The sequence below is a fragment of the Hymenobacter sediminis genome (assembly GCF_003231285.1).
In the GTDB taxonomy this organism is placed as follows: domain Bacteria; phylum Bacteroidota; class Bacteroidia; order Cytophagales; family Hymenobacteraceae; genus Hymenobacter; species Hymenobacter sediminis.
In genome coordinates, this window is the sequence record NZ_QKNS01000003.1 from 164,579 (window position 1) to 185,480 (window position 20,902).

A 20,902-nucleotide genomic window follows, 5' to 3' on the forward strand; every position below is an offset into this window, starting at 1 on the left:
GGTACAGTGCAAAACTAGAGCAGGGGCAGGCCTAGTAGCTTGCCGCAATCAAACGGATGCTTGCGAAAATCAAACAGTGCGTACGGCGGTAGGGGTAGTGCCCGCCCGCTTCCGGAAAAAGTTGTTGAAGTGGGCCGGTTCCTCGAAGCCCAGGCAGTAGCTGATTTCCGACACGTTCCAGGCCGTATGGCGGAGCAAGGCGTGAGCTTCCTGTAGCAGGCGCTCGGCAATCAGCTCGGTGGTGGTTTTGCCAGTAACTTCCTTCAGGGCCCGGTTCAGGTGGTTGACGTGCACGGCCAGGTGTCCGGCAAAGGCATTGGCATTGCGCAGGCGTACCTGCTGGCCGGGCGTTTCAATCGGGAACTGCCGCTCCAGCAGCTCCGTGAACAGAGAGGCAATACGGGTGGCGGCATTGGCTTCCCGGTAGAGGGTAGTGGCCGGCTGCAGCTTCAGGGCCGTGTGCACCAGCTCAAACACGTAGTTGCGCAGCAAGTCGTACTTGAACGCATACGTGGAGCTTATTTCCGCGAACATCTTCTCAAACAACTGCTTTACCGGTGCTACCTGCTCATCGGTGAGGGAGTACAGGGGCTGCCCGCCGGGCCGAAACATGGGCAGATCGAGGCTGTTGGCTAGGTGGCGCTGCAGAAACGCTTCGGTGAAAATGCAGAAGTAACCGGTCTGCTGGTCATCCAGCGGTTCCCAGTCGTAGGGCACCATGGGGTTGGCAAACAGCAGCGCGTTACCCCTGATTTCGATGGTTTTGTCGGCGTAGTGGTAGTTGCTGCGGCCCGTTACCAGCGTGATTTTGTAGAAATCCTTGCGGCTGTAGGGCAGGTGGCAGGCGCTGGGCCCCACGTAGTCATCCAGCCGAAACACGTTGAAGTGGCCGATGTCCTGCTGCAGGTTATCGGGCATCCAGTGAATTTTCTGTTGGTAAAAGTCTTCGAGGGTTTGCAGCTTTGTCATGACCCGAAGTTACGTAATTCAAACGATGAGGATTCCGGTTACCGTCTATCTAGTGCTTCCGTGTAAAGTAAAGTTGACCATCTGTCCGTCTTGTATTCTGTGAAAAGCCTACCGCGCACTTCATGGAAATATTCTAGCTTAACCTTGGCAATTCGGCGGACGCATATGGGCTTTTCGGATTTCTTCTTTGGCAAACAGCTTCGAATAGAAGACCAAAAATTTGGAACGCTACTCTTTGTTGACGGCAAAGGCGTATGGCCTAACTACTTGGAAGGTGAACGGTTGTTCACCCCAACAGGCACGGCTATTGAGCTTTGTATTGAGGCCAACGCAACCGGACCAACAGGCGCGCAACGGGCTTTTTATCAGCAAATAGAAGAACAATATTTTGCCTTTTTGCCTGCTGTACAACAGTTGGTAGAAACAGCGGTTAGCGCATGGCTGTCAGATAGCAGGGCGCGGTCTTTTATTCAGGGGCTCCTTCCCGTTTACCTTTCACTACCTAGGCTAGAGGAGCAAATGAGTGAAGTGGAATGGGAAATGGCATTTGAAAGCCCTGATGATAAGAACCATACGTGTACACTATCGATGATAGGCTTGAAGCCCTATCATGTTCACATCGACGGATAACAGTTTACCTGCATATGACAACGATAACTTCCATTCCCAAGAAAATTCTGGCCCGCCAGCACGAAATAACCGCCGATTTCCTGCGAGCCATCGATCAGCACCTTGAGGATATTGTGACGGGTAGGGCCACGGAAATGCTCGAGGTTCGGGACTTGGCCGCTCAGCTGCACATTCACCCGACTCACCTGAGCAATACCATAAAGCTGGCCACCGGAAACCCGCCGTGCTACTATTTTGAGGCGCGCATCCTGGAAATTGCCCGCGAGCAGCTCCGTGACCCGCGCCGGTCCGTGGCCGACATTGCCACTGGCCTCACCTACGACCCTTCCAACTTCACCAAGTTCTTTAAGCGCTTCCAGGGGTGCACGCCCAAGCAATACCGCGAGCAGGTGTGGGCCGAGCAGCGGGCGGCCCTAGGTTCGGAAACTGTCACCATTTAAACTGAACTACTCACCATACTTCCGGGCCGGAGGGGGTGCACCTTTGCAGTGTTCACTTCAACCCCGAAACGTATGAGCAGCACCAAAATAGCCCTGATTACCGGCGGCAGCCGCGGCCTCGGCCGAGACATGGCCCTGAGCCTGGCCCGCAAAGGCACCGATGTACTGTTTACCTACCACAGCAAAAAGGACGAAGCCGACGCCGTGGTAGCCGAAATCCAGGGCCTGGGCCGGCAAGCCGCCGCGTTGCAACTGGACGTAGCCGACAGCAAAAGCTTCGACGCCTTCTTTGAGCAGGTGCGCGCTACCCTGCAGGCTACCTTCCAGGCCGAGCAGTTCCACTTCCTCGTGAACAACGCCGGCGTGGCCCTCTACGCCCCCTTCGCGGATACCGCCGAGGAGCAGTTCGATGAGATGGTAGCCGTTCACCTGAAAGGCCCCTTCTTCCTGACCCAGAAAGCCTTGCCGCTGCTGGCCGATGGCGGGCGCATCATCAACATCTCCTCGGGGCTGGCGCGCTTCTCGCTACCCGGCTCCTCGGCTTACGCCAGCATGAAGGGTGCCATTGAAGTGCTGACCCGCTACCAGGCCAAGGAGCTAGGAGCGCGCGGCATTGCGGCCAACGTGGTAGCGCCCGGCGCCATTGCCACCGATTTTGGCGGCGGCCGAGTGCGCGACGACGAGCACCTTCATCAGTTTGTGGCCTCGCAAACGGCCCTGGGCCGGGTAGGCCAACCCGAGGACATTGGTGGGGTAGTAGCCTTCCTATGCTCCGAGGAAGGCTACTGGGTGAATGCCCAGCGCATAGAGGCTTCGGGCGGCATGTTCTTCTAAGCAACTTCCCGTAGAGCCCCCAAGCAAAACGCCTCCCGAACTCAGGTTCGGGAGGCGTTTTGCTTGTATTACTTCATTAAGCTCCGATGCGGAACGCGGGACGGTCGGGGTTCCAGATGCCCCACGGAATCATTACCAGCACAATCAGCAAGGCAATCAGGAACCAGGTGAAAGCTTTCTTGTGCTTCACGATGGGGTCAACGGCTTTCTTGGAGAGCGAGCGGCCCACTTGAGCGGCTACTACGGCCAGAATCATCCCTACCAAGTGCTCCACGGCAAAGAAGCGGCTACCCGCGTCCTTCATTACCGCGCCGCCCTGGGTTTCAAAGGCCTTTACTCCGTAGGGGCTCAGGGCAAAATACAAAATCAGGCCCAGCAGCAGTTGAAGGTGCATGGAGCCTACGAAAGCAGCGCCCATGCCATTGTCGGCGCCGGTCCAGGGGCGGCCCTGGCGGCCCGAGAAGGCGCGGAACACGGCAATCAGCCCGAAAATAAGAACCAGCCAGCGCGTCCAGGAGTGCAGGGCAAGAACGATGGAGTACGTATTCATACGCAAAGAGAAGGTGAGTTGGAAGCCGTAAAGGTCGCAGCCAAGCCCGGAATTCCAAGAGTAAGGTCTCTGGGGAGGTTGGGAAGCAGCAGGGGGGTAGGGGCCGGTTACGCCTCCGACTTAAACAGAGTAGGCAGCGGCTCGTGCTTGTGTCCTTCGAAGGTGAATATCTTTTCCGGGATAAACTGCTCGCCTTCCTGCCGCAGAATAGCCAGGTTGTTGATGCTGAGCTTCAGGTTGAACGTATGCTGGTTGAGGTACTGCATCACCGGGCCCAGCAACTCGGGGGTGGTATCATGCAGGGCCAGGGAAATGTGGGGCAGCCAGCAGTCGGGCCCGCTGAACTTATCGGTGCGCAGGCAGAGCGGGGCCGTGGCCTGCAGCACGCGGTGGTGCAGCTGGTTGAGCGCATCGGAGCGCAGCACTGGAATATAAATAACCGGATTCGGCCCCGGGAAAACGCCTAAGCCCGTGGTAAACGCCGCGAATGGCTGGGTGTGGCGGGCCACTTCGCGCAGGGCCTGCTTCAGCACCGAGAGCTTGCGCACCCCGGCCAGCTGGTAGGTAATGTGCGGATCGGGGGTGGCCTGTACGTCGTCGAGGCCGAACTCGGCTTCCAGGCTCTTAATCAGCCGGTTAATCCGCTCCGCATTTTGCGGGTTCAGAAGAGAAGTTATGGCGAGCATCGGTTCTTTAACTGAAAGCACTGCGGATTGGTTGGCCCCCACGGGTCCGGAAATGAGTACGTACGGAAGGCTTGGCGCAGGGGCCTTCCCCAGGAAAATCGTGCTAAAATACACGCTGCCACCAACCGGCCCTCATAAGTAGCACCAGCTTTCCGCATCCTGCCCTACCCCTTCGCCGTAAGCGAGCCGTGTTTCCCTTGGTCGTAGTATCTGCCCCTATCGCGCTTCCGGCCGCTCCCCGCCGCCACTGGGGGCGCTGGCTGCTGCTCCTGTTGCTGGGTCTGGTCCTAGTAGTGGGGGTAGGGCTGATGTTTTTCCTGGACCCTTGGCTGCGCCGCACCCTGGAGCAGCAGGTTACAGAAAGCAGCCACGGCCGCTACCAGCTGCGCATTGCCGAGCTGCAGACCAGCCTATGGCGGGGCAATGCAGTGCTCCGTGGCATCCGTCTGCGCACCGTGGCTCCCTCGGCCGACTCTGCTAGGTTGCCGGCCGTGCGTTTAGCACTGGGGCACTTGCGCGTGAGCGGCATCGGGCTGCTGGCCCTGGTACGTCGCCGCGAGGTGCCCATCGACAGTATTACGCTTGACTCCCTGACTTTGCGCCTGGCTGCCTTGCCCCGAGGGGGTAGCAAACAGCCCCTGCATGAGCAATTGCCGGTGCCCGGAATTCGGGTGGGGGCGCTGGCCCTGCGCCATGTACGGGTTGCCTACGGGCCAGAAAAACAGCCGGCAGTGCAGTTGGGTGAAGGAGCTGTGGTAGCGCAGGATATCTGGCTGAGTGCTGCCGGAGCCGCTGACTCCGCCCGGATTGGTTATGCCGCCGCGGTGGCCGCCCAGCTGCGCGGCGCAGCACTGCGGGTGCCGGGGCACCAGCTGCAGCTGGTGCGGGCCATGTTTTCGTCCCGCCGCCGGCGTATGCAGCTCGATTCCGTACTGGTTCATCCCAATCAGGCCATCAGCAATACCCGGAGCCCGGCCGTGCGCGTGAGCCTGGCCCTGCCGCGGCTGGTGCTAACCGGGGTAGATGCTGCCTACTTTAGCCGAAGCCGGTTTCGGGCCGATACGCTGCGGCTGCAAGCACCCCGCCTTGCGCTTACCCTACCTGCTCAGTCGCCCCCCACGCTGGTACAAATGCTGAAGCCATACCTGCGCGAGTGCCGCCTGAATCAGCTAGAGGTGACAGAAGGGCAGGTGCGTGTAGCCGGGCTGGAGCTGGCCCCGGCCGTAGCCAATGTTCAGCTTTCGGCCACCAGCATTCAGGTACTACCCCGCCGCGCGTCGGCAACCGATGTGCTCTACGCCCGCGCCTGGCAGATAAATACCGGCCGGGCCACGGGCACACTGGATGCGCCTTACTACCACGTATCGTGGCAGAAGCTGCGGGCCGACAGTCAGACAAAGCAGATTCAGGTAGCGGGGGCGCTGGTGGTGCCCACCCGGAGCGTAGAGGCGCTGGCCCGCGGCAAAGGCCACCAAGCAGCCCACGTAACGGCTCGGTTGCCGGAAATTCGACTTTCGGGGTTTGATTTCGCGGCCGCCGCCAACCGCCAGCAGTTGCGGGCTAGCTCTGTGCTGGTGCGCAACCCCCGCGTGAGCACCCGCAGCGACGGACGCTTCCCTATCAACCCAAGCTACTCCGTGGCCACTCCCGAAAGTCTGGGCCGCCTCCCTTTTGGGCTGACTGTAGAGCGTCTGCGCGTGGAAGGTGCTACCATCACTATGAGTTACCGCTCCCCGCGCGACCCTCAGCCGGGTATCATGAGCATCAATCGGATGGGGGTGGAGCTACGCAACCTCACCAACGACCCGCGCCGCATGAGTGCCGCCACGCCCTTGGTCGGTGAGGCGACTGGCTGGCTGCAAAACAGCTGCAAAGGGCACCTGGCGCTGCGGGCGAATCTGCTGGATGCCCACGGCCGCCACACGCTCACCGGCAATTTTGGCCCAACCCCCCTAACTATTCTCAACTCCATGATTGTGCCTACCCGCGGCATTGCCCTGCGCAGTGGCACGGTGCAGAGCATCCGGTTTCAGATGCAGTTCGACCAAACCGCCGCGCGCGGTACGTTATGGGGGCAGTACTCCGACCTGAAGCTACAGCTGCTGAATCAGAAGGAAAAGCCCGGCCTGCTGCACCGCCTTGAAACCTCCGTGGTCAACGGCATCTTTATTCGGGACAATAACCCACGCAAACCTGGCCAGCCCCTGCAGCCGGGCAAGGTAAACTCGGCACGGGAGAGGCGCTTCTCGGTGTTTTCGCTGTGGCGGCAGGGCATGGTCAGCGGCATGCTCAACGGGGCCGGAGTGCCGGCCCCACTGGCCAAAAAGCTCAGCGAAGCAGAATAATCCGGAGCCTATACAAACAACACAACGCCGCCCTTCTACTGTAGAGAAGGGCGGCGTTGTGTTGTTTATTGTACGTGGCGGGCTAGAACTTCACTTGGGTAATGCTGAAGTCTGCAACGGGAGGGTTTTGGTTAGCCTGCAAAGCATTCAGGTTGGAATAGAGTACGTAGCTGTCGGCACCCTCACGCCGGGCCAGGGTGGTAGGGTACTGGGGTGGGGTAGTAAACGTACCCGACACGGTAGCTGAGCCCCAGCCATCCGTTGAAGCCAGCCGATACACCCGAGCCTGGGCGTTAGTCACTACCTGCAGGGTGTTGTTGTCCTGGAGCAAGAGGCCGTCGGCGCCCATCAGGTTCTGGGTGGTAGTTACTTTGGTGAAGCCGGCCGGGTTAGCTACCGGCACCTTAAACAGCGCGCCTTCATTGGACTTGGCCACCAGCAGATAGCCGTCGGGATGATACGCAATGCCGTTGAGCCCAAAAGCGCCGGCCGGCGCGCCCAGCTGCGCATTCTCCAAAAAAACAGACGCTGTACCCTGGGTGTCAATCTTATAGATGATAGGCGAGAAACTGTCCGTGACGTAGATGTTGCCCTGCCCATCCACGGCAATATCGTTGGCAAAGTGGTTTTGGTTAGGCCGAAGGGCAGCCAGATCCAGGTAAGCCACACGCTGCCCGTTAGTCAGGTTGAAAATAGCCAGTCCGGCTAGTTTCCGCTGGGTAGCGGCGCTGGTGCGGGTAGGGTTGTAGCCAGGGTCAGAAACGGCTACCAGCAGTTGGCGCCGGTTTTCGTCAATGCGCATACCAATGGTAGACACCAGCGCCGGGTCGTCGGCAAACACGGTGTAGGTGCCGTCATCCTTCACCTGGCCCACAGCGCCACGGGTTTGGGAGCTTACCAGGAAGCGCTGCCCAGCCGCATCATACGCAACGCCCTCGGGATAGAGCCCCGCCTGGGTGAATACTACCTGGTTAGGAGCAGTAGGGGAGGAGTCCGTGTCATCATCGTTGGAGCAAGCCGTAGCCAGCAATGCCAGCAACAGCATAGTGGCCGCACGAGGAAGCAGGGCAGCAAAAGGACGGTTCAGCATGGCGCAGCACAAGCAAGGGTGTAGAGGGCATACGGTAGAGCTAGGACCCAGGGCGTACAGAATTATGCCGCCGTTTACTGCCCTGGTGCTACCCGGCTTAAAGGGTAACTTTTTGCTGGCTTAGCCACTTCCGGGCGGAGTCTATATCATCAAACGACACCACGGTTGGGTGTGTCATTAAGCGCACCAGCTTCTCCGACGCCTGCCGGCCGTCAAACTCCTTGGCATACACCCAGGCCAGGTAGCGCAGGCCACCCGCGTACATATCCTGGAGCCACGCTACGCCCCACTCCGTGAATTGCAGGGCAGCTCGGGTAACATTGGTGTTGTCATTCAGGATTTTAGCCGCAGGCCATTGGCTTAAGGAGTCCAGAATAAGAGCACACGCTGCCCGCGTCGATTCCTGGTTGTGCATCCCCCGCCAGTTTATATAAAGCCACTGATTCGTAAAGTCATAACTAATGGATATGCCGGGGGTATCAACAATTATATGCTGCATACACACAAAATTAAAAGGCTAAATATATAACGTAGCAACTCACTGATTTATGTAATAGGATGATTTATTGTGTCTTATAAATAAAGCAAGCTGTTAACCGAAAGGTACAGCCTAATAGCCTGCGGATTTGTATGTACAAACATATTTTTTGTCAGCAACCCATAGCAGAATCATCTACTGGGGTAGGGGTATTTAATTTACCAGCCCGGTAGCAGAGGGAGATGCGCCGCGTCCGATTCCCCTCTATCTTGAAGGTCCAAACCTGATCTTCTACATGAACCGCCGAATCTTCCTGCGCAACGGCTCCCTCGCCGGCCTTGCCCTTTCCACCCTCTCCCTGGGAGCCTGCTCCACTACCCCCAACAAACCCGCCAACCCCAGTGATGAAGGCTCCGCCGATGGCGGCCCCGATACTAGTTTTGAATTGCACGAAGCTACTGTAGCCGACCTGCAGGAGAAAATGAAAAGTGGACAGCTCACCGCCCGCCGCATCACGGAGCTGTACCTGGAACGCATTAAGCAGATCGATCAGGCAGGTCCCAAGCTGCGCTCGGTGCTGGAAACCAACCCCGATGCCCTCAAACTTGCCGATCAGCTGGATGAGGAGCGCAAGAACGGCAAGCTGCGTGGCCCTCTGCACGGCATTCCGGTGCTCATCAAAGACAACATTGACACCGCCGACCAGCAGCAAACCACCGCTGGCTCCTTGGCGCTGGCCGGGCATAAGGCTCAGCAGGATGCGTTTATTGTGAAGAAGCTGCGCGAAGCCGGTGCCATCATACTAGGCAAAACCAACCTGAGCGAGTGGGCCAACTTCCGCTCCATCCGCAGCACCAGCGGCTGGAGCAGCCGCGGGGGGCAAACCAAAAACCCCTACATCCTCGATCGTACCCCCAGCGGCTCCAGCTCCGGCTCGGGGGTAGCGGCGGCGGCCAACCTGTGCGCTCTGGCCATTGGCACCGAAACCGATGGCTCTATTGTGTCGCCGGCCTCGTGCTGCGGGCTAGTGGGCTTTAAGCCGACGGTGGGGTTGTGGAGTCGCACGGGCATCATTCCTATTTCCGCCACCCAGGACACGGCTGGGCCCATGACCCGCTCCGTTCAGGATGCCGCTGTGTTGCTGGGGGCCCTGGCCGGCGAAGATGCCGCCGATGCCGTTACCAAGGAAAGCGCTGGCAAAACCCAACCCGACTACACCAAGTTTCTGGACGCAAATGGCCTGAAGGGCAAGCGCCTGGGCGTGGAGAAAGGTCACCTAACGGGCGCTTCCGACGCTATTCCGCTGCTTAAGCAAGCCATAGAACTGCTGAAGGCCCAAGGGGCTACGGTAGTAGAAGTAGAGGTAGAAAAGCAGACCGACCCGCTGGGCGAAGCGGAGTACGACGTACTGCTCTACGAATTCAAGGACGGCGTAAACAAGTATCTGGCTACGGCCGGGGCGGGCGTGAAGACCCTCTCCGATGTTATTCGTTTCAACACTGAGAACAAGGCCAAGGCCATGCCTTTCTTCCAGCAGGAAATTCTGGAAACCTCTGATAAGCTAGAGGGCCTCCAAAGCGCTAAGTACCAGGCGGCCCTACGCAAGTCGCACCAGGGCGCCCGCACTGCTATTGACACGGTACTGCGCGAAAACAAGCTCGATGGACTGGTGGCTATTACCAATGCGCCCGCCCGCTGCATCGATTTGATTAACGGTGACGGGGGCGGTGGCCCCGGCTTTTCGTCGCCGGCTGCCATGGCCGGCTACCCCCATATTACGGTGCCCATGGGGCAGGTGCACGGGCTACCCGTAGGTCTCTCATTTGTGGGCGGCGCGTATCAGGAAGGGCCCTTGCTGACGCTTGCCTACGCTTACGAGCAAGCCTCCAAGAAGCGGGCGGCTCCGGCCTTTAAAGCTCCGTTTGTGGGGTAGCAAGAGTTTACTAGAGGGGTAGGGGGTAGCCCGGAGAAAGTGTCGTATAAGCGCCGCTTTTCTCCGGGCTACTTCATTATGCCGAGCTTCAAGCGCTAATCATTAGCTGTAATACCTGCCAAGAACTATATAGAATTAAACAATTGTCATAATTATTATGAGTATTACTTTAAATATTTTCACTAGGTTTAGAACTACATCATGTCATACTTATCCACTCCAAAACACAATCTACTCAGTACATGAAGTTAAAATCATTTACAGTTGCGCTGCTCTGCAGCGGTGTCGGGTTCCTGACTACTTCCTGCGAAAAGGAAAATGAAGCGGTAGCCGTTCAGCCACAAAGCAGCCAGTCGGCCGCTGTTACCAGTAGCCAGACGGTTGGCGAGGGTAAATTCAAGCTAGATAAGACCAAGCTGCTGACTTCAGGAGCCAACTGCTCTTACGATGTCTTCAGCAAAACCTTGGCCGCTAACGGAGCCAATGCCGTAGTGCCCAGCACCTGCGGGCCTACCCCTTTCAATACCGCAATTAATCCTTATGCTAACGCATTCGGGGCACTGGAATGGGAGTGGTATGATTTGCTGGTGACAATTAACCAGCTCTATACCTACCTCGATGCCGGCAAGCAAACCTTCGGGGCCGACGGCAGCCAGACCAATTTCGCCGCTAAGCATAAGCGCGACCTGGAATCGTTCTGGAGCATGCAGAATCAGGTTACGCTGGTAGGCCAGCACACCAGCACCCTGCAAAACCGCGACGCTATTGCGGCCGTTTACGTGAACTTCGCTGGGTTGTCGGAAGCCGATGCTTACGCTAACGCCGACTTCATTATTGCCAACGTAATCCAGCCCAGCGCAGCCTTCAAAACCTCGCCGCTGTTGTCGTTTGATGGCTTTGCTACCACCGACAAGCTTATTGTAATTGGCGACGGTATTGTAAAAGTAATGACCGATGCCGGGGTTGATGAAGGCGTCACCTTCGCTGGTATTCTGGCCCACGAGTGGGGCCACCAGGTGCAGTTCAACAACTACACCGCCTGGTATGGCCCCCGGGTAGATACCCCGGAGCAAACCCGCAAAACCGAGTTGGAGGCCGACTTCTTCTCCAGCTACTACCTCACCCACAAGCGCGGAGCCACCTACAACTGGAAACGCGCCGCCGAGTTCTTCGAGCTATTCTACAACATCGGCGACTGCAGCTTTACGAGTAGCGGCCACCACGGCACGCCTAACCAGCGCCTGGCCGCCTCGCGCCTGGGCTGGATTATTGCGCAGGAAACCAAGCCGATGGGGCACATCCTGAGCGCCGATGATGCCCACAGCATCTTTATTGCGGCCCTGACCAGCGTCATTGAGAACAAGATTGACAGCTCTGCCGCATTAGCCAACCTGAAAACACCTCAGCAGAAAGCGGTGTTCGGCAACGTGCTCAAATACGAGAAAGAACTGAAAGGAATTGCCAATGGCAGCCTGAACCAAACGGCCATCGAGAACCTGTAGGCGGTAGTTTTGCTACCCCTGCTAAACAGAACGACCCGCCTTGGCGGGTCGTTCTGTTTGGTGGTCACCCAAGGTGGCCGGTATCACTTTTGGTTATTTAGCGTCGTCGCCGTCTTGGTTGCGGCCGCGGCTGGTGCGTTCATTGGCCGAGGTAGCGCTGCCCGAGCCGCCTTCGTCGCCGGCTTCGGCATCCAGGTTCAACTCGTAGCCGCCCACACCGTAGCTGGGTTTGCCCGACGATTGGCCTACTGGGCTACCGTCTTGCCGGCCTTGAGCGGCGCGTTCCGCGAAGTTGTCGTTTTCGGTTACGTTATCGTTAGAGGCGTTGGTTGCCATAGTAGTAAAGGTTAGGTACGTGAACAGATGCTGTCTTATACGGCTCTAACCCTAAGCAAGTCGATTGTTTGCCTTAAAAACTACTTACTCAGCTACCTCTACGGTACATATTGCTCCGTCAGGCCAGTGATGGTGCCTTGTTTGGTTTCCACAATAAAAGGGGCATAGCGAAACACATCCGTGCCTTGGTTCAGCACCTCGGAGGGGGTAGGGTTATACTGGCGAAGCTCCCCGGTTTTGTTCCAGAAGGTCAGCACGGCCTGGTCGCTGAGGCGGAACGTACGCTGACGCGGGCTGTCGTTCACGATGTAATAATCGTTGAAGACGGAGTAAGTCGTATCGCCGTTCTGCACGTCCATCACGGCGTCGCCTTTGCGCTGGGCCGCAGCCACAGCATCGGCCCCGTTCAAAAACTGGATGTAGTCGACGGTGACATAGTACTTACCCTTCTCCTGATAAAAGCGCCGAATGTAGCCGTGGTTGCGGGCTGTATTTCCTACTGTTTCTGTGGTCGATTGCTCGCCCTTCACGGCCGCGGGCACATTGTCGCGGGCTTCGGCCACGGAGGTTTCCTGCTCGGAGCGGCAGGCCGCCAGGGTTAAGAGCAACGCAAGGGGTAGGAGGGAGGAGACACGGTTCATGCGCAGGTGTACGGGGCCGGAAAGGGGCGGTTTGGGCAGTCTACTGTAAAGCAGCGGCAAATATCCCGTAATTGTAGATACTATCTTTACTTAGGGCTCGATACTGCTTTCCTCTGGCTTCCATTATCCAGTTTTTCCAACTCTACCTCTCGCGCTGCTACACCTAGCCGGCTACCTCACCTGGCAGCTAACAGAGTGGGTAGAGCTGATTCGGGGTGGGGTGCACCTGACCCGCGCTACCCCCAACGCCGACGCTAGCATTGAAACCGTGGTGCAGCCCGACATCTGCGTTATCTGAGACCCGTAGAAGCTCTATAACCGAGGCTGTCTCTGCCCTCGACTGGATTATCGAAATTCTAAGACCCGGCAACGTTTCCTATTGACACCAAGAAAAAGTTTGTCCTTTCTGAAGAGGTAGGCGTGCGCGAATACAGAATGGTAACCCCCGAGTAGAAAAAAGTAGTCGTATATCTGTTAAAGGAGGAAGGCTGCTACGAGTTGCACGGCGAATTCTACACCTCCGGCCTGATTTCGGTTGTTACCCTGCCGGAGCTGCAGATTAGGATGGGCGGAGGTATTTGAGGGAGTGTGAGTAGAGCTAATTCTATTTAGGAAAACCTATACGATTTCTCCAATCCCTTTTCTCGATTGACCGAACGTTTGCGGCGTCTTTCAGCTGCATTAGATAAGCTAAAAGCAAGAGTAATTCACTATCATGTAGTTGCCCTATGTATTCTTCAGGATAAATGGCATTGCCGTAATTCCTCTTGGATTTGGCCGGCGTATCATCAACGATCAACACCTTATTCAAATCGTAACCATAGCGTCGTACTTTCTTAAGTACTTTCAAATAATCATAGTGACTGTGATAGTTCGCATGTCCAGATTCTTCAAAAGCTAAGTTATTGAAGCAATATGTGCAACGGCTACGGCCCCAAACAAATTCGAGTGGTATAGATGCTGGAACGATACGCTTAGCTACCTCAACCACGTAATCATCGGATGCCGACGACCAGATTGCTAGCCTGAAATACTTACTGCAACTGGTCAGGAACTCCTTCAAATACGGCCGTTGGTAGATATAATAGCCGAATAACACAAAATCGGCTGGTCGGCCTAACTCCGTGCTTGATGCGTGGATTAATGTTTCATCTAAGTCTAGTATGAGAAGCAAGCTGTCTTTGTTGCTCATGTATATAAGTCACAGTTGTGTTAACTTCTAATCCAACCGCAACTAGATAGCTCGTACCTTTGCGGCTTCAAAGCCCCCGCAAAGTAGGATGATTTCCATTACTGACCTCGACTTTCATTTCGGCTCGCGTACGCTCTACGACAAGGCCAACCTGCATATCAAGCCCAAGGATAAGATTGGCCTCATTGGGCTGAACGGTCGGGGCAAATCCACGCTGCTGCGCATTCTGGTGGGTGAGTACAAGCCCGACGGGGGTAGCATCTCCATGAGCAAGGACGTGAGCCTGGGCTTCCTGAACCAGGATTTGCTCAGCTACGATTCGCACGAGTCCATCTTGGTGGTAGCCATGCAGGCATTTGCCGAGGCCTTGGATATTCAGAAGAAGATTGATGAGGTGCTGCTGGATTTTGAAACCAACTACACCGACGACTTGGTAGAAAAGCTGGCCGCCCTGCAGGAACGGTTCGAGGCACTGGGAGGCTACACCATGCAAGCCCGCGCCGAAGAAATTCTGGAAGGCCTAGGCTTTACCACCGAGGAGCTGCAGCGCCCCCTGAAGCTGTTCTCGGGTGGCTGGCGCATGCGTGTAATGCTTGCCAAAATTCTGCTGCAGCAGCCTTCCCTGCTGCTCCTCGACGAACCAACCAACCACTTGGACTTGCCCTCCATTAAGTGGATTGAAAACTATCTGGCTGGCTACGAGGGCGCCGTGATTATCGTATCGCACGACCGGGAGTTCCTGGACCGCACCACCAATACCACCGTGGAGGTAACGGGCGGCAAGCTGGTGCCCTACGCTGGCAACTACTCGTTCTACCTCGAAGAAAAAGAGGAGCGCAACGCCATCCAGAAAGGCGCTTTCGAAAACCAGCAGGCCCAGATTCGGCAGGCAGAGCGCTTTATTGAGCGTTTTAAAGCCAAAGCCTCGAAAGCCAAGCAGGCCCAGAGCCGCGTGAAGATGCTGGACAAGCTGGAGCGCATCGACGACGTAGCCGCCGATGATGCCCGCGTGAATATTAAGTTCAACTTCACCGTAACGCCTGGCCGCCACATCCTGCGCATGGAGCATGTAGGCAAGAAGTACGGTGAGAAAACCATCTTCCGCGATACCCATGTGCACATTGAGCGGGGCGACAAAATTGCGCTGATTGGGGCCAACGGCAAGGGTAAATCCACACTGATGCGCCTGGTAGCAGGCTCGGAGGCCCCGACTACGGGCAACCACCAGCTGGGTCACAACGTCATCATGTCGTTCTACGCCCAGCACCAGCTGGAAAGCCTGCGCATTGAAAATGAGATTCTGCAGGAAATGATTGAGGCCGGCTCAAAGCGCTCGGAAATGGAGTTGCGCTCGGTGCTGGGCTCCTTCCTGTTCACCGGCGACGACGTGTACAAGAAAATCAAGGTGCTGAGCGGGGGCGAGAAAAGCCGCGTAGCCCTAGCTAAAACCCTGATTTCGGAAGCCAACTTCCTGCTCCTCGACGAACCGACCAACCACTTGGATATGCAGTCGGTGAATATCCTGATTCAGGCGCTGGACCAGTACCAGGGTACCTACATTGTGATTAGCCACGACCGTTTCTTCGTGGAGAATGTAGCTAACAAGATCTGGTACATTGAGGACTACCAGCTAAAAGAGTATCCCGGCACCTACAACGAGTACGAGCAGTGGCAAGAGGATCGGGAGAAGGCCGCTAAGAAGGCCGGCCTACCCTCGCCGTCGGCTCCGAAGCCCTTGCCTAAGGAAGAAAAAAAGGTAGAAGCTGCCCCCGCTAAAACGCCTTCGCCCGACCAGAAGAAAGCACTGAAAGAACTAGCTGAGGTAGAGAAAAAAATTGAGGAGCGGGAAAAAGAGCTGGCCCAGTACGAAGCCCAGCTGGCTGACCCTCAGATCTACCAGAACGCTGCCCAGCTGAAAGATGCTACCCTCAAATTTGAGCAGGTAAAAAAAGAGCTAGCTCAGCTCAACGACCGTTGGGAAACGCTGGCTGAGATGTAATTGCCAGATAGTGTATAAAGAAAATCCCCACTGAAAGCAGGCAGCTTCAGTGGGGATTTTCTTTGTATAGTAGGTTAAGCTTTACCAGCGAGGTAGGCTACACAATGTGTGTGATTGGTAATACTAATTTATAAAGTGCCTATAATGTTAGAATAGCTAAATTCTCCATGTAAGATTTACTCTTATTCAAAGTGCTGTTACCAGCATGCACAACTATTTATTAGCTATGCATTCATCAAGACCATCAATAATTTCTGCAATATCCTGTTTCACATGGTTGGTCTCTTCACTCAAGAGCATGTCAAACAAGATGAAGTTATTTGGATGATCATAGATTTCGGATAGCGCATTTTTTAGTGTTATTAGCTCGTGCTTAGATATGTCAAAAACAAGCTTCTTGGAGCCATAAGCCTTTGTTAGGTCCGCAACTCCAGCTAGCTCGCTCTCCACAACAACTGCCGATAAAGCAATAACTGCATCTTCGTAGTGTACATGATGAGAAAAGCTCTTATTCTCAATTTTTACGTTGTTATCGGTTTGCTCACGCAATAATTTAGGATCGTCAAAATATCTTTTTAAATCACATCGGTCATAAATAATAGATAGGGTCAGCTTTTTATCAGGAATTTCTTCCAGGAAATCCTTGAAGTCTCCCCCATAATCGCTTCCGAAGGCAGTGTCTTTCCACTTCTCTATAAACATATCGTTAACTATTTCCAGGGTTATTAAGGAGTGTAAGTATAGAAACATTGAAAGCACCGCATTAACTATGCCTACAGTGCCGAGGCAACTCAATTAACTATTCTAACGATGCCTGTGAAGTAGAGTTTTGCTGTATCAGTAAGCTACCGGCGTATCGTTCAGAGACTTGATAAAGGCAATAATTGCCTGCTGCTCAGCGGTAGTCAAATCGAGCTTGTCTTCCGCTAAAGTTTGGGTAGGTACGGAAAGGCCCATGCCGCCGCCGCCGCCCTGGTTATAGAAATCTAACACCTGCTCCAAGGTTTGATACACGCCGTTGTGCATGTAGGGGGCAGTGAGGGCGGCGTTGCGCACAGTAGGCGTTTTGAAAGCGTGCCGCTGATGGGCCACGCCGTAGAGCAGAAACTTACCGGGGTCCGCATCCAGCTTTAGGGCCGCCGCATCGGCGGTGGCAGGCACGCCCAGTACTTCGCTTTCGGTTTTGTCGTAGAGGGGAGGCACGGTGCCGTTGAACAGAGGCAGGTAGTGACAGGTGCCACACTGAGCCTTGCCCATGAACAGGTTGAACCCTAGAATTTCCTGGTTGCCGAGCACCGTAGTGTCGCCGCGCAGAAACTGGTCGAAGCGGCTGTTGAGGCCCACCAAGGACCGGACGTAGGCAGCTACGGCGCGGCGGATGTTGCGCTCCGTAATGGGCTGCTTCTCGGTGGCAAAGGCTTTTGCGAACTGGCGGGGGTAGGCGGCTTTCCGACGCAGCAGGGCCGGAACCTCGTGCAGCTGACCGCCCATTTCGGCTTTGTTGGTTACCACGGCGTGCACTTGGTCTTCCAGGAAATGTACCCGGCTGTCGTAGAACTGGTCGGGCTGCAGGGCGGCGTTGAGCAGGGTAGGCGTATTGCGTTCCAGACTGGCATCGGCTAGCAGGGAGCTGTTCACGCGCAGCCCATCGGTGTAGGCGCGCTCGGGCTGGTGGCAGCTGGCGCAAGAGCGGCCAGCCTTACCCGACAGCAGCGGCTCTTTAAACAAAGCCTCACCCAGAGCTAATACGGCCGGCGTGGGCGCGGCAGCATCTTGGGGAGCAAAAAAGCCAGCATCGAAGGCATCGGCTACGAAAAAGCTGGCTGCATCGGGCCGCACAGCGCGCCGCGTAGTAGTAAACGGAATGCCTTGTTCTGTTTGGGCTTGGCGCAAAGCAGCCAGGGCAGGGTTGAAGTAGCGAGTAAAGAACCGGGCCCGATCAAAGCCGTTGAAATCCTGGCCAGGGCGGGCTACGGCGGCGGCAGACCGCTCCAGTTGTTGAGTTACGGTAGCGGGAGCGTTGCTGAGCGCTAATACCTCCTGAGCCGACTGTAGCGTAGCCGCCGCTTCGGGCAGAGAAGCATGGGCCGCGGGCGAATCGAAGCCAGAAAGACCTTTAGCTGCCAGGCGGTAAAGGTTCAGGCGTAGGGCGTCATACACTTCCTCGGCCGGAAAAACCAGCAGGGGCTGCTGCTGCTCTAGGTAGCGCAGCTGATAGAGTAGGTTGTCAATTTCCTGATGTACCAAGTCGCGGTTGGCGCGCGTGTCGGGGGTAGCAAACAGGTACTCTTCCAGCACCTGAAAGCCAGTGGGCAGAATTACTTCGCCCGGCTCACCGGGTTCGGTTTCGGGTAGGGCTGCCCCATTGATGCGCTGGGCCGCGTGGGGATAGTAGTACTCCACAGCAAACTCCAGGCACTTGTACTCTTGGCGGCAGGCGGCGAACTGCTGGCGCAGGCTAGTGGTATCGGCGGTATAGGCAGTTTCCTGAAAGCGTTGCAGGCGCGTGTGGAGCTGCTGCAGATGGCGAGTATAGTAGGCCTTCACCTTCTCGGCGGGCGACTGGTAGAACACCGCGAAGGAAAACAGAAGCCCCGCCAGTCCTAGCAATAAGGAGCGAACCAGGCGGCCGCCTAGTGGTAGTGAGCGGGTGTGCATCAGAAATGAAATTTGGCTCCGGGCAGCCGGGCTTCGGCCTCGCGGCGGGCTTGCGGGCTAAAGGTGTTGTTGCGCACAATGACGGTTTTCAACTTTTTCAGCTTGCCCAGGCTTTTGGGCAAGGCGGTCAGCTGATTATCGTTGGCAATGAGCATCTCCAGGTTTTGCAGCTTGCCTAGGCTTTTAGGGAGTTGCTTTAGCTGGTTGCCCGAGAGAATCAGCACCTTCAGTTGCTGGCAGTCGCCTAAGCTTTCCGGTAGTTGCTCTAGCTGGTTGTTGGATACATTGAGCTCTTCTGCCTTGGTAAGGCTACCCAGGCGGTTAGGTAGGTTCTGAAGCTTATTGTCGTTTAAATACACGTAGCGCAGATTGCGCAAATTGCTGATAGAGGCGGGTAAAAACAGCAGCTGGTTGTGCGAAACATCTATATACTCCAGCTGTGCTAGGTGGCCTACCTGCTCAGGCAGAGAAGTAAAGTTGTTGTAGGCTCCCATCAGGTAGCGCAGGCTATCAAGGCCCTTAATGCTGGGCGGTAGCTCCGTCAGCATATTTTGCTCAATTTGTAGCTGCCGTAGCCGGTGCAGGTTGCCAATAGAAGGCGGTAGGTCCAGTAGACTATTCTTGTTTATAAATAGTATCCGCAGGCTATCTAGCTGCGCGAGGTTGTCGGGCAGGTGGCGCAAGTGGTTTTCGTGGGCAAACAATAGCCGCAGCCGCCGCAGCTGCTCTATGCGCTGGGGTAGTAGTTCCAGATTCTGGCCCCGCAGGTTTAGCTCCGTAATGCAGGTAGGTTGGCTAAGAGCAGCAGTTAAGGAATGAGAAATTTTTGTAGTGCACTGCGCCAAACAATTGTTGCCCTGCAGAGCCTGCAGGGCAACAATTAGTATGGTTAGAAAGAAAAGTAGGCGAAACCTCACTGCTTAATGAAATGACGAGTAGTAACGGTAGTAGCCGTTTTGATAACCAGGCTGTAGTGGCCGCCACGTAGCTGGCCCACGGCTAGTTTCAGCGTGTTTTGGCCTTGGTTCAGGGTAGCCGACTGCTCCAGTACACGGGTACCGACAGAGTTATACACGGTCAGAGTAGCTGCTTCCCGCACACGGTGCGACAGCGCGATGTTGAGTTCCCCGTTGCTTACAGGGTTCGGATACACATCGGCCTTAATCAGTTCTGGTTTAGCAGTGCTCAGGGCAGCAGCAGTACCCAGCGTGCCCTTACGACCAATAACCAAAGCTGTAGACTTGTTGAATACTACCGACTGGCCCGCGGCATCAGTAGTCGCAAGCGTGTTCTTCTCATCCGGGCTCTGCATCGAGATGAAGATAAACCGCTCATCGGGAGAGAGCGTCATGCCGGTAGGTTCACACCCGGCAGGCGTTACGGCAAACAGCTCCACAGCAGGGTTTGCCTGAGTGTGGCAAGGCTTAATCAACCAGACGTGGTTGCGGCCACCGTCCTGCAATACGTACAGGTTGCCTTTGGAATCAAAGGTCAGGTTGTCGTTACCGGTGCCCCAACGCTCCGAGATAGTGCCAGTACCGTAGTTGATGGTATAAGACTGGTCGGTTACCGTAGGCGAGTTGCCAGCAAAGATTTCGAAGTTGCTGATAGTAGTGCCGGTGACGCCTGAATCGGTGAAGCGATAGGTAGTCCCGGGGCCTTTAGCCGTGAAATAGATCTGACCCGTAAGTGGGCTGATTTCAATGTCTTCAACACCGTTGAAGCTAGTAGCACCTAATGCTCTGGCCGCCGTAGTGGTGTTGTTGCACTCAGTAGGAGTGGAGTTCGGGATTTGAATCCAGGTGCCAGTGGTGGCTGTGCCAATAGCCCCGCCTAGTTGAAGAGCATACAGCTTGCCCTTACCAAGCTGACCCGCAACATCAGCTACAAACTTATATACAAAGCTGTTAGCGGAACCATCATCGGCGCCTTCATACACCGTGCGCTGGTCAGAAGCCACAACGATGTTCTCGTGCTTCAGGCGGCCCATCATCCACAGCTTATCAGGCTTGCCGTCACCGTCCTGGTCTTTTACCGCGTGCGTAGCAGGGTCAATTTCAATGTTCCAGCCGGAGTCTAGGTACCCGTCGTTATTGGTGTCTACAGGGTTAGTAGGCCCCAAATTTTCCTCGCAGGTCACAATGGAACTCCAGGGAGTAACAGTGCCCGAGCAGTTGTTAATGGTACCAATTACCGATGCAAAATTTACCGGGTGCTTGGCCGTTACGTTCCACAGCTTAGAGGTAGCATTGAAGTTCAGGCTGAGCATGCTTACCCCCGAAGTTGTGCCGGAGCCCTCATGGTTGATGGAGAGGTAGCCATTGGTGCTGCTGCCGCTTATAGGGGCATACCCCGTAAAATCGAAAGCTTCCAGCATGTTGCCATCGGCTGCGTTGGTGTAAGCATTTCCGCCCTGCGCCAGCATCTGGAACGTGTGGGTGGAAGGAATGCGCAGGTCCTGGGGCTGGGTGGAAGGCTGCACCGACGTGAACCGGCTAATGTGGTCCTCGGGCAGGGTAGGGCAGGCCGTTTGGGCCAGCGCTGCGGTGCTGCCGCCGAGCAAAGCGGCAGCCAGAAGGGTAGAGGTTGGTTTCATAGGGGTGTATTGGAATGCGCCGC

The 20,902-nt window shown here is 56.0% G+C and carries 19 protein-coding genes; 7 read left to right on the forward strand and 12 right to left on the reverse strand.

What is annotated here, in order from left to right; translation table 11 throughout:
• Positions 1 to 69 precede the first annotated feature (69 nt).
• Positions 70 to 969 carry a helix-turn-helix domain-containing protein gene (locus DNI29_RS09765; protein WP_110977920.1) on the reverse strand — a complete coding sequence of 300 codons (900 nt, stop codon included), beginning with the start codon at positions 967 to 969 and terminating at the stop codon, positions 70 to 72.
• Positions 970 to 1,068: 99 nt separating this feature from the next.
• Here DNI29_RS09765 and DNI29_RS09770 point away from each other — a divergent pair, with 99 nt between their 5' ends.
• The 3 genes from DNI29_RS09770 to DNI29_RS09780 all read left to right on the forward strand — a co-directional run bounded on the left by DNI29_RS09770 (position 1,069) and on the right by DNI29_RS09780 (position 2,873).
• Complete coding sequence (locus DNI29_RS09770; protein ID WP_123823184.1) at positions 1,069 to 1,599, forward strand: hypothetical protein; 531 nt, start codon at positions 1,069 to 1,071, stop codon at positions 1,597 to 1,599.
• A 14-nt stretch (positions 1,600 to 1,613) separates the two neighbouring features.
• Positions 1,614 to 2,039: a helix-turn-helix domain-containing protein gene (locus DNI29_RS09775; protein WP_110977922.1), complete on the forward strand. Its 426-nt coding sequence runs from the start codon at positions 1,614 to 1,616 to the stop codon at positions 2,037 to 2,039.
• A gap of 72 nt (positions 2,040 to 2,111) precedes the next feature.
• A complete protein-coding gene (locus DNI29_RS09780; RefSeq protein WP_110977923.1) occupies positions 2,112 to 2,873 on the forward strand; it encodes an SDR family oxidoreductase in 762 nt (253 codons plus the stop codon).
• A gap of 76 nt (positions 2,874 to 2,949) precedes the next feature.
• Here DNI29_RS09780 and DNI29_RS09785 read toward each other — a convergent pair whose 3' ends face one another.
• Positions 2,950 to 3,423 carry a hypothetical protein gene (locus tag DNI29_RS09785; RefSeq protein ID WP_110977924.1) on the reverse strand — a complete coding sequence of 158 codons (474 nt, stop codon included), beginning with the start codon at positions 3,421 to 3,423 and terminating at the stop codon, positions 2,950 to 2,952.
• Positions 3,424 to 3,530: 107 nt separating this feature from the next.
• On the reverse strand, positions 3,531 to 4,109 hold the full coding sequence (locus DNI29_RS09790; RefSeq protein WP_110977925.1) for a 2'-5' RNA ligase family protein: 579 nt from the start codon (positions 4,107 to 4,109) through the stop codon (positions 3,531 to 3,533).
• Between the two features lie 197 nt (positions 4,110 to 4,306).
• Here DNI29_RS09790 and DNI29_RS09795 point away from each other — a divergent pair, with 197 nt between their 5' ends.
• Complete coding sequence (locus tag DNI29_RS09795) at positions 4,307 to 6,454, forward strand: AsmA family protein (RefSeq protein ID WP_123823185.1); 2,148 nt, start codon at positions 4,307 to 4,309, stop codon at positions 6,452 to 6,454.
• Between the two features lie 82 nt (positions 6,455 to 6,536).
• Here DNI29_RS09795 and DNI29_RS09800 read toward each other — a convergent pair whose 3' ends face one another.
• Positions 6,537 to 7,544: an SMP-30/gluconolactonase/LRE family protein gene (locus tag DNI29_RS09800; RefSeq protein ID WP_110977927.1), complete on the reverse strand. Its 1,008-nt coding sequence runs from the start codon at positions 7,542 to 7,544 to the stop codon at positions 6,537 to 6,539.
• A gap of 97 nt (positions 7,545 to 7,641) precedes the next feature.
• Complete coding sequence (locus DNI29_RS09805) at positions 7,642 to 8,043, reverse strand: STAS/SEC14 domain-containing protein (protein ID WP_110977928.1); 402 nt, start codon at positions 8,041 to 8,043, stop codon at positions 7,642 to 7,644.
• Between the two features lie 274 nt (positions 8,044 to 8,317).
• Here DNI29_RS09805 and DNI29_RS09810 point away from each other — a divergent pair, with 274 nt between their 5' ends.
• Positions 8,318 to 9,955 carry an amidase gene (locus DNI29_RS09810; RefSeq protein WP_110977929.1) on the forward strand — a complete coding sequence of 546 codons (1,638 nt, stop codon included), beginning with the start codon at positions 8,318 to 8,320 and terminating at the stop codon, positions 9,953 to 9,955.
• A gap of 242 nt (positions 9,956 to 10,197) precedes the next feature.
• A complete protein-coding gene (locus tag DNI29_RS09815) occupies positions 10,198 to 11,457 on the forward strand; it encodes a hypothetical protein (RefSeq protein WP_110977930.1) in 1,260 nt (419 codons plus the stop codon).
• Between the two features lie 93 nt (positions 11,458 to 11,550).
• On the opposite strand, the gene DNI29_RS09820 is transcribed toward DNI29_RS09815, so the two are convergent.
• The 3 genes from DNI29_RS09820 to DNI29_RS09830 form a co-directional block, all read right to left on the reverse strand.
• Entirely contained in the window at positions 11,551 to 11,793 is a 243-nt protein-coding gene (locus DNI29_RS09820; protein WP_110977931.1) for a hypothetical protein, read from the reverse strand.
• Positions 11,794 to 11,891: 98 nt separating this feature from the next.
• Complete coding sequence (locus DNI29_RS09825) at positions 11,892 to 12,434, reverse strand: hypothetical protein (protein ID WP_123823187.1); 543 nt, start codon at positions 12,432 to 12,434, stop codon at positions 11,892 to 11,894.
• Between the two features lie 604 nt (positions 12,435 to 13,038).
• Positions 13,039 to 13,626 (reverse strand): HAD family hydrolase, encoded by a 588-nt coding sequence (locus DNI29_RS09830; RefSeq protein ID WP_110977933.1) that lies wholly within the window; start codon positions 13,624 to 13,626, stop codon positions 13,039 to 13,041.
• Positions 13,627 to 13,714: 88 nt separating this feature from the next.
• Between DNI29_RS09830 and DNI29_RS09835 the strand changes: the two genes are divergently transcribed.
• The gene (locus tag DNI29_RS09835; protein ID WP_110977934.1) at positions 13,715 to 15,625 is read left to right on the forward strand and encodes an ABC-F family ATP-binding cassette domain-containing protein; all 1,911 of its coding nucleotides are present in this window, start codon (positions 13,715 to 13,717) and stop codon (positions 15,623 to 15,625) included.
• Between the two features lie 213 nt (positions 15,626 to 15,838).
• Here the strand turns inward: DNI29_RS09835 and DNI29_RS09840 are convergent, their stop codons facing one another.
• The 4 genes from DNI29_RS09840 to DNI29_RS09855 all read right to left on the reverse strand — a co-directional run bounded on the left by DNI29_RS09840 (position 15,839) and on the right by DNI29_RS09855 (position 20,879).
• Positions 15,839 to 16,327, reverse strand: coding sequence for an imm68 putative immunity domain-containing protein (locus DNI29_RS09840; RefSeq protein ID WP_162303568.1), 489 nt, complete (start codon positions 16,325 to 16,327; stop codon positions 15,839 to 15,841).
• Positions 16,328 to 16,462: 135 nt separating this feature from the next.
• Positions 16,463 to 18,283: a cytochrome c peroxidase gene (locus DNI29_RS09845; RefSeq protein WP_110977936.1), complete on the reverse strand. Its 1,821-nt coding sequence runs from the start codon at positions 18,281 to 18,283 to the stop codon at positions 16,463 to 16,465.
• Positions 18,283 to 19,200: a leucine-rich repeat domain-containing protein gene (locus DNI29_RS09850; protein ID WP_110977937.1), complete on the reverse strand. Its 918-nt coding sequence runs from the start codon at positions 19,198 to 19,200 to the stop codon at positions 18,283 to 18,285. Before DNI29_RS09850 ends, DNI29_RS09845 begins: the two co-directional genes overlap by 1 nt.
• Entirely contained in the window at positions 19,197 to 20,879 is a 1,683-nt protein-coding gene (locus tag DNI29_RS09855) for an alkaline phosphatase PhoX (RefSeq protein ID WP_110977938.1), read from the reverse strand. Before DNI29_RS09855 ends, DNI29_RS09850 begins: the two co-directional genes overlap by 4 nt.
• Between the last annotated feature and the right edge of the window lie 23 nt (positions 20,880 to 20,902).

Excerpts from the sequence above, each read along its gene's own strand:
- DNI29_RS09800 (WP_110977927.1), bottom strand. The coding sequence starts at position 7,544 with ATGCTGAACCGTCCTTTTGCTGCCCTGCTTCCTCGTGCGGCCACTATG.
- DNI29_RS09835 (WP_110977934.1), top strand. The coding sequence starts at position 13,715 with ATGATTTCCATTACTGACCTCGACTTTCATTTCGGCTCGCGTACGCTC.
- DNI29_RS09810 (WP_110977929.1), top strand. The coding sequence starts at position 8,318 with ATGAACCGCCGAATCTTCCTGCGCAACGGCTCCCTCGCCGGCCTTGCC.
- DNI29_RS09855 (WP_110977938.1), bottom strand. The coding sequence starts at position 20,879 with ATGAAACCAACCTCTACCCTTCTGGCTGCCGCTTTGCTCGGCGGCAGC.
- DNI29_RS09775 (WP_110977922.1), top strand. The coding sequence starts at position 1,614 with ATGACAACGATAACTTCCATTCCCAAGAAAATTCTGGCCCGCCAGCAC.
- DNI29_RS09785 (WP_110977924.1), bottom strand. The coding sequence starts at position 3,423 with ATGAATACGTACTCCATCGTTCTTGCCCTGCACTCCTGGACGCGCTGG.
- DNI29_RS09830 (WP_110977933.1), bottom strand. The coding sequence starts at position 13,626 with ATGAGCAACAAAGACAGCTTGCTTCTCATACTAGACTTAGATGAAACA.
- DNI29_RS09780 (WP_110977923.1), top strand. The coding sequence starts at position 2,112 with ATGAGCAGCACCAAAATAGCCCTGATTACCGGCGGCAGCCGCGGCCTC.
- DNI29_RS09805 (WP_110977928.1), bottom strand. The coding sequence starts at position 8,043 with ATGCAGCATATAATTGTTGATACCCCCGGCATATCCATTAGTTATGAC.
- DNI29_RS09845 (WP_110977936.1), bottom strand. The coding sequence starts at position 18,283 with ATGCACACCCGCTCACTACCACTAGGCGGCCGCCTGGTTCGCTCCTTA.
- DNI29_RS09815 (WP_110977930.1), top strand. The coding sequence starts at position 10,198 with ATGAAGTTAAAATCATTTACAGTTGCGCTGCTCTGCAGCGGTGTCGGG.
- DNI29_RS09765 (WP_110977920.1), bottom strand. The coding sequence starts at position 969 with ATGACAAAGCTGCAAACCCTCGAAGACTTTTACCAACAGAAAATTCAC.
- DNI29_RS09825 (WP_123823187.1), bottom strand. The coding sequence starts at position 12,434 with ATGAACCGTGTCTCCTCCCTCCTACCCCTTGCGTTGCTCTTAACCCTG.
- DNI29_RS09820 (WP_110977931.1), bottom strand. The coding sequence starts at position 11,793 with ATGGCAACCAACGCCTCTAACGATAACGTAACCGAAAACGACAACTTC.
- DNI29_RS09790 (WP_110977925.1), bottom strand. The coding sequence starts at position 4,109 with ATGCTCGCCATAACTTCTCTTCTGAACCCGCAAAATGCGGAGCGGATT.
- DNI29_RS09840 (WP_162303568.1), bottom strand. The coding sequence starts at position 16,327 with ATGTTTATAGAGAAGTGGAAAGACACTGCCTTCGGAAGCGATTATGGG.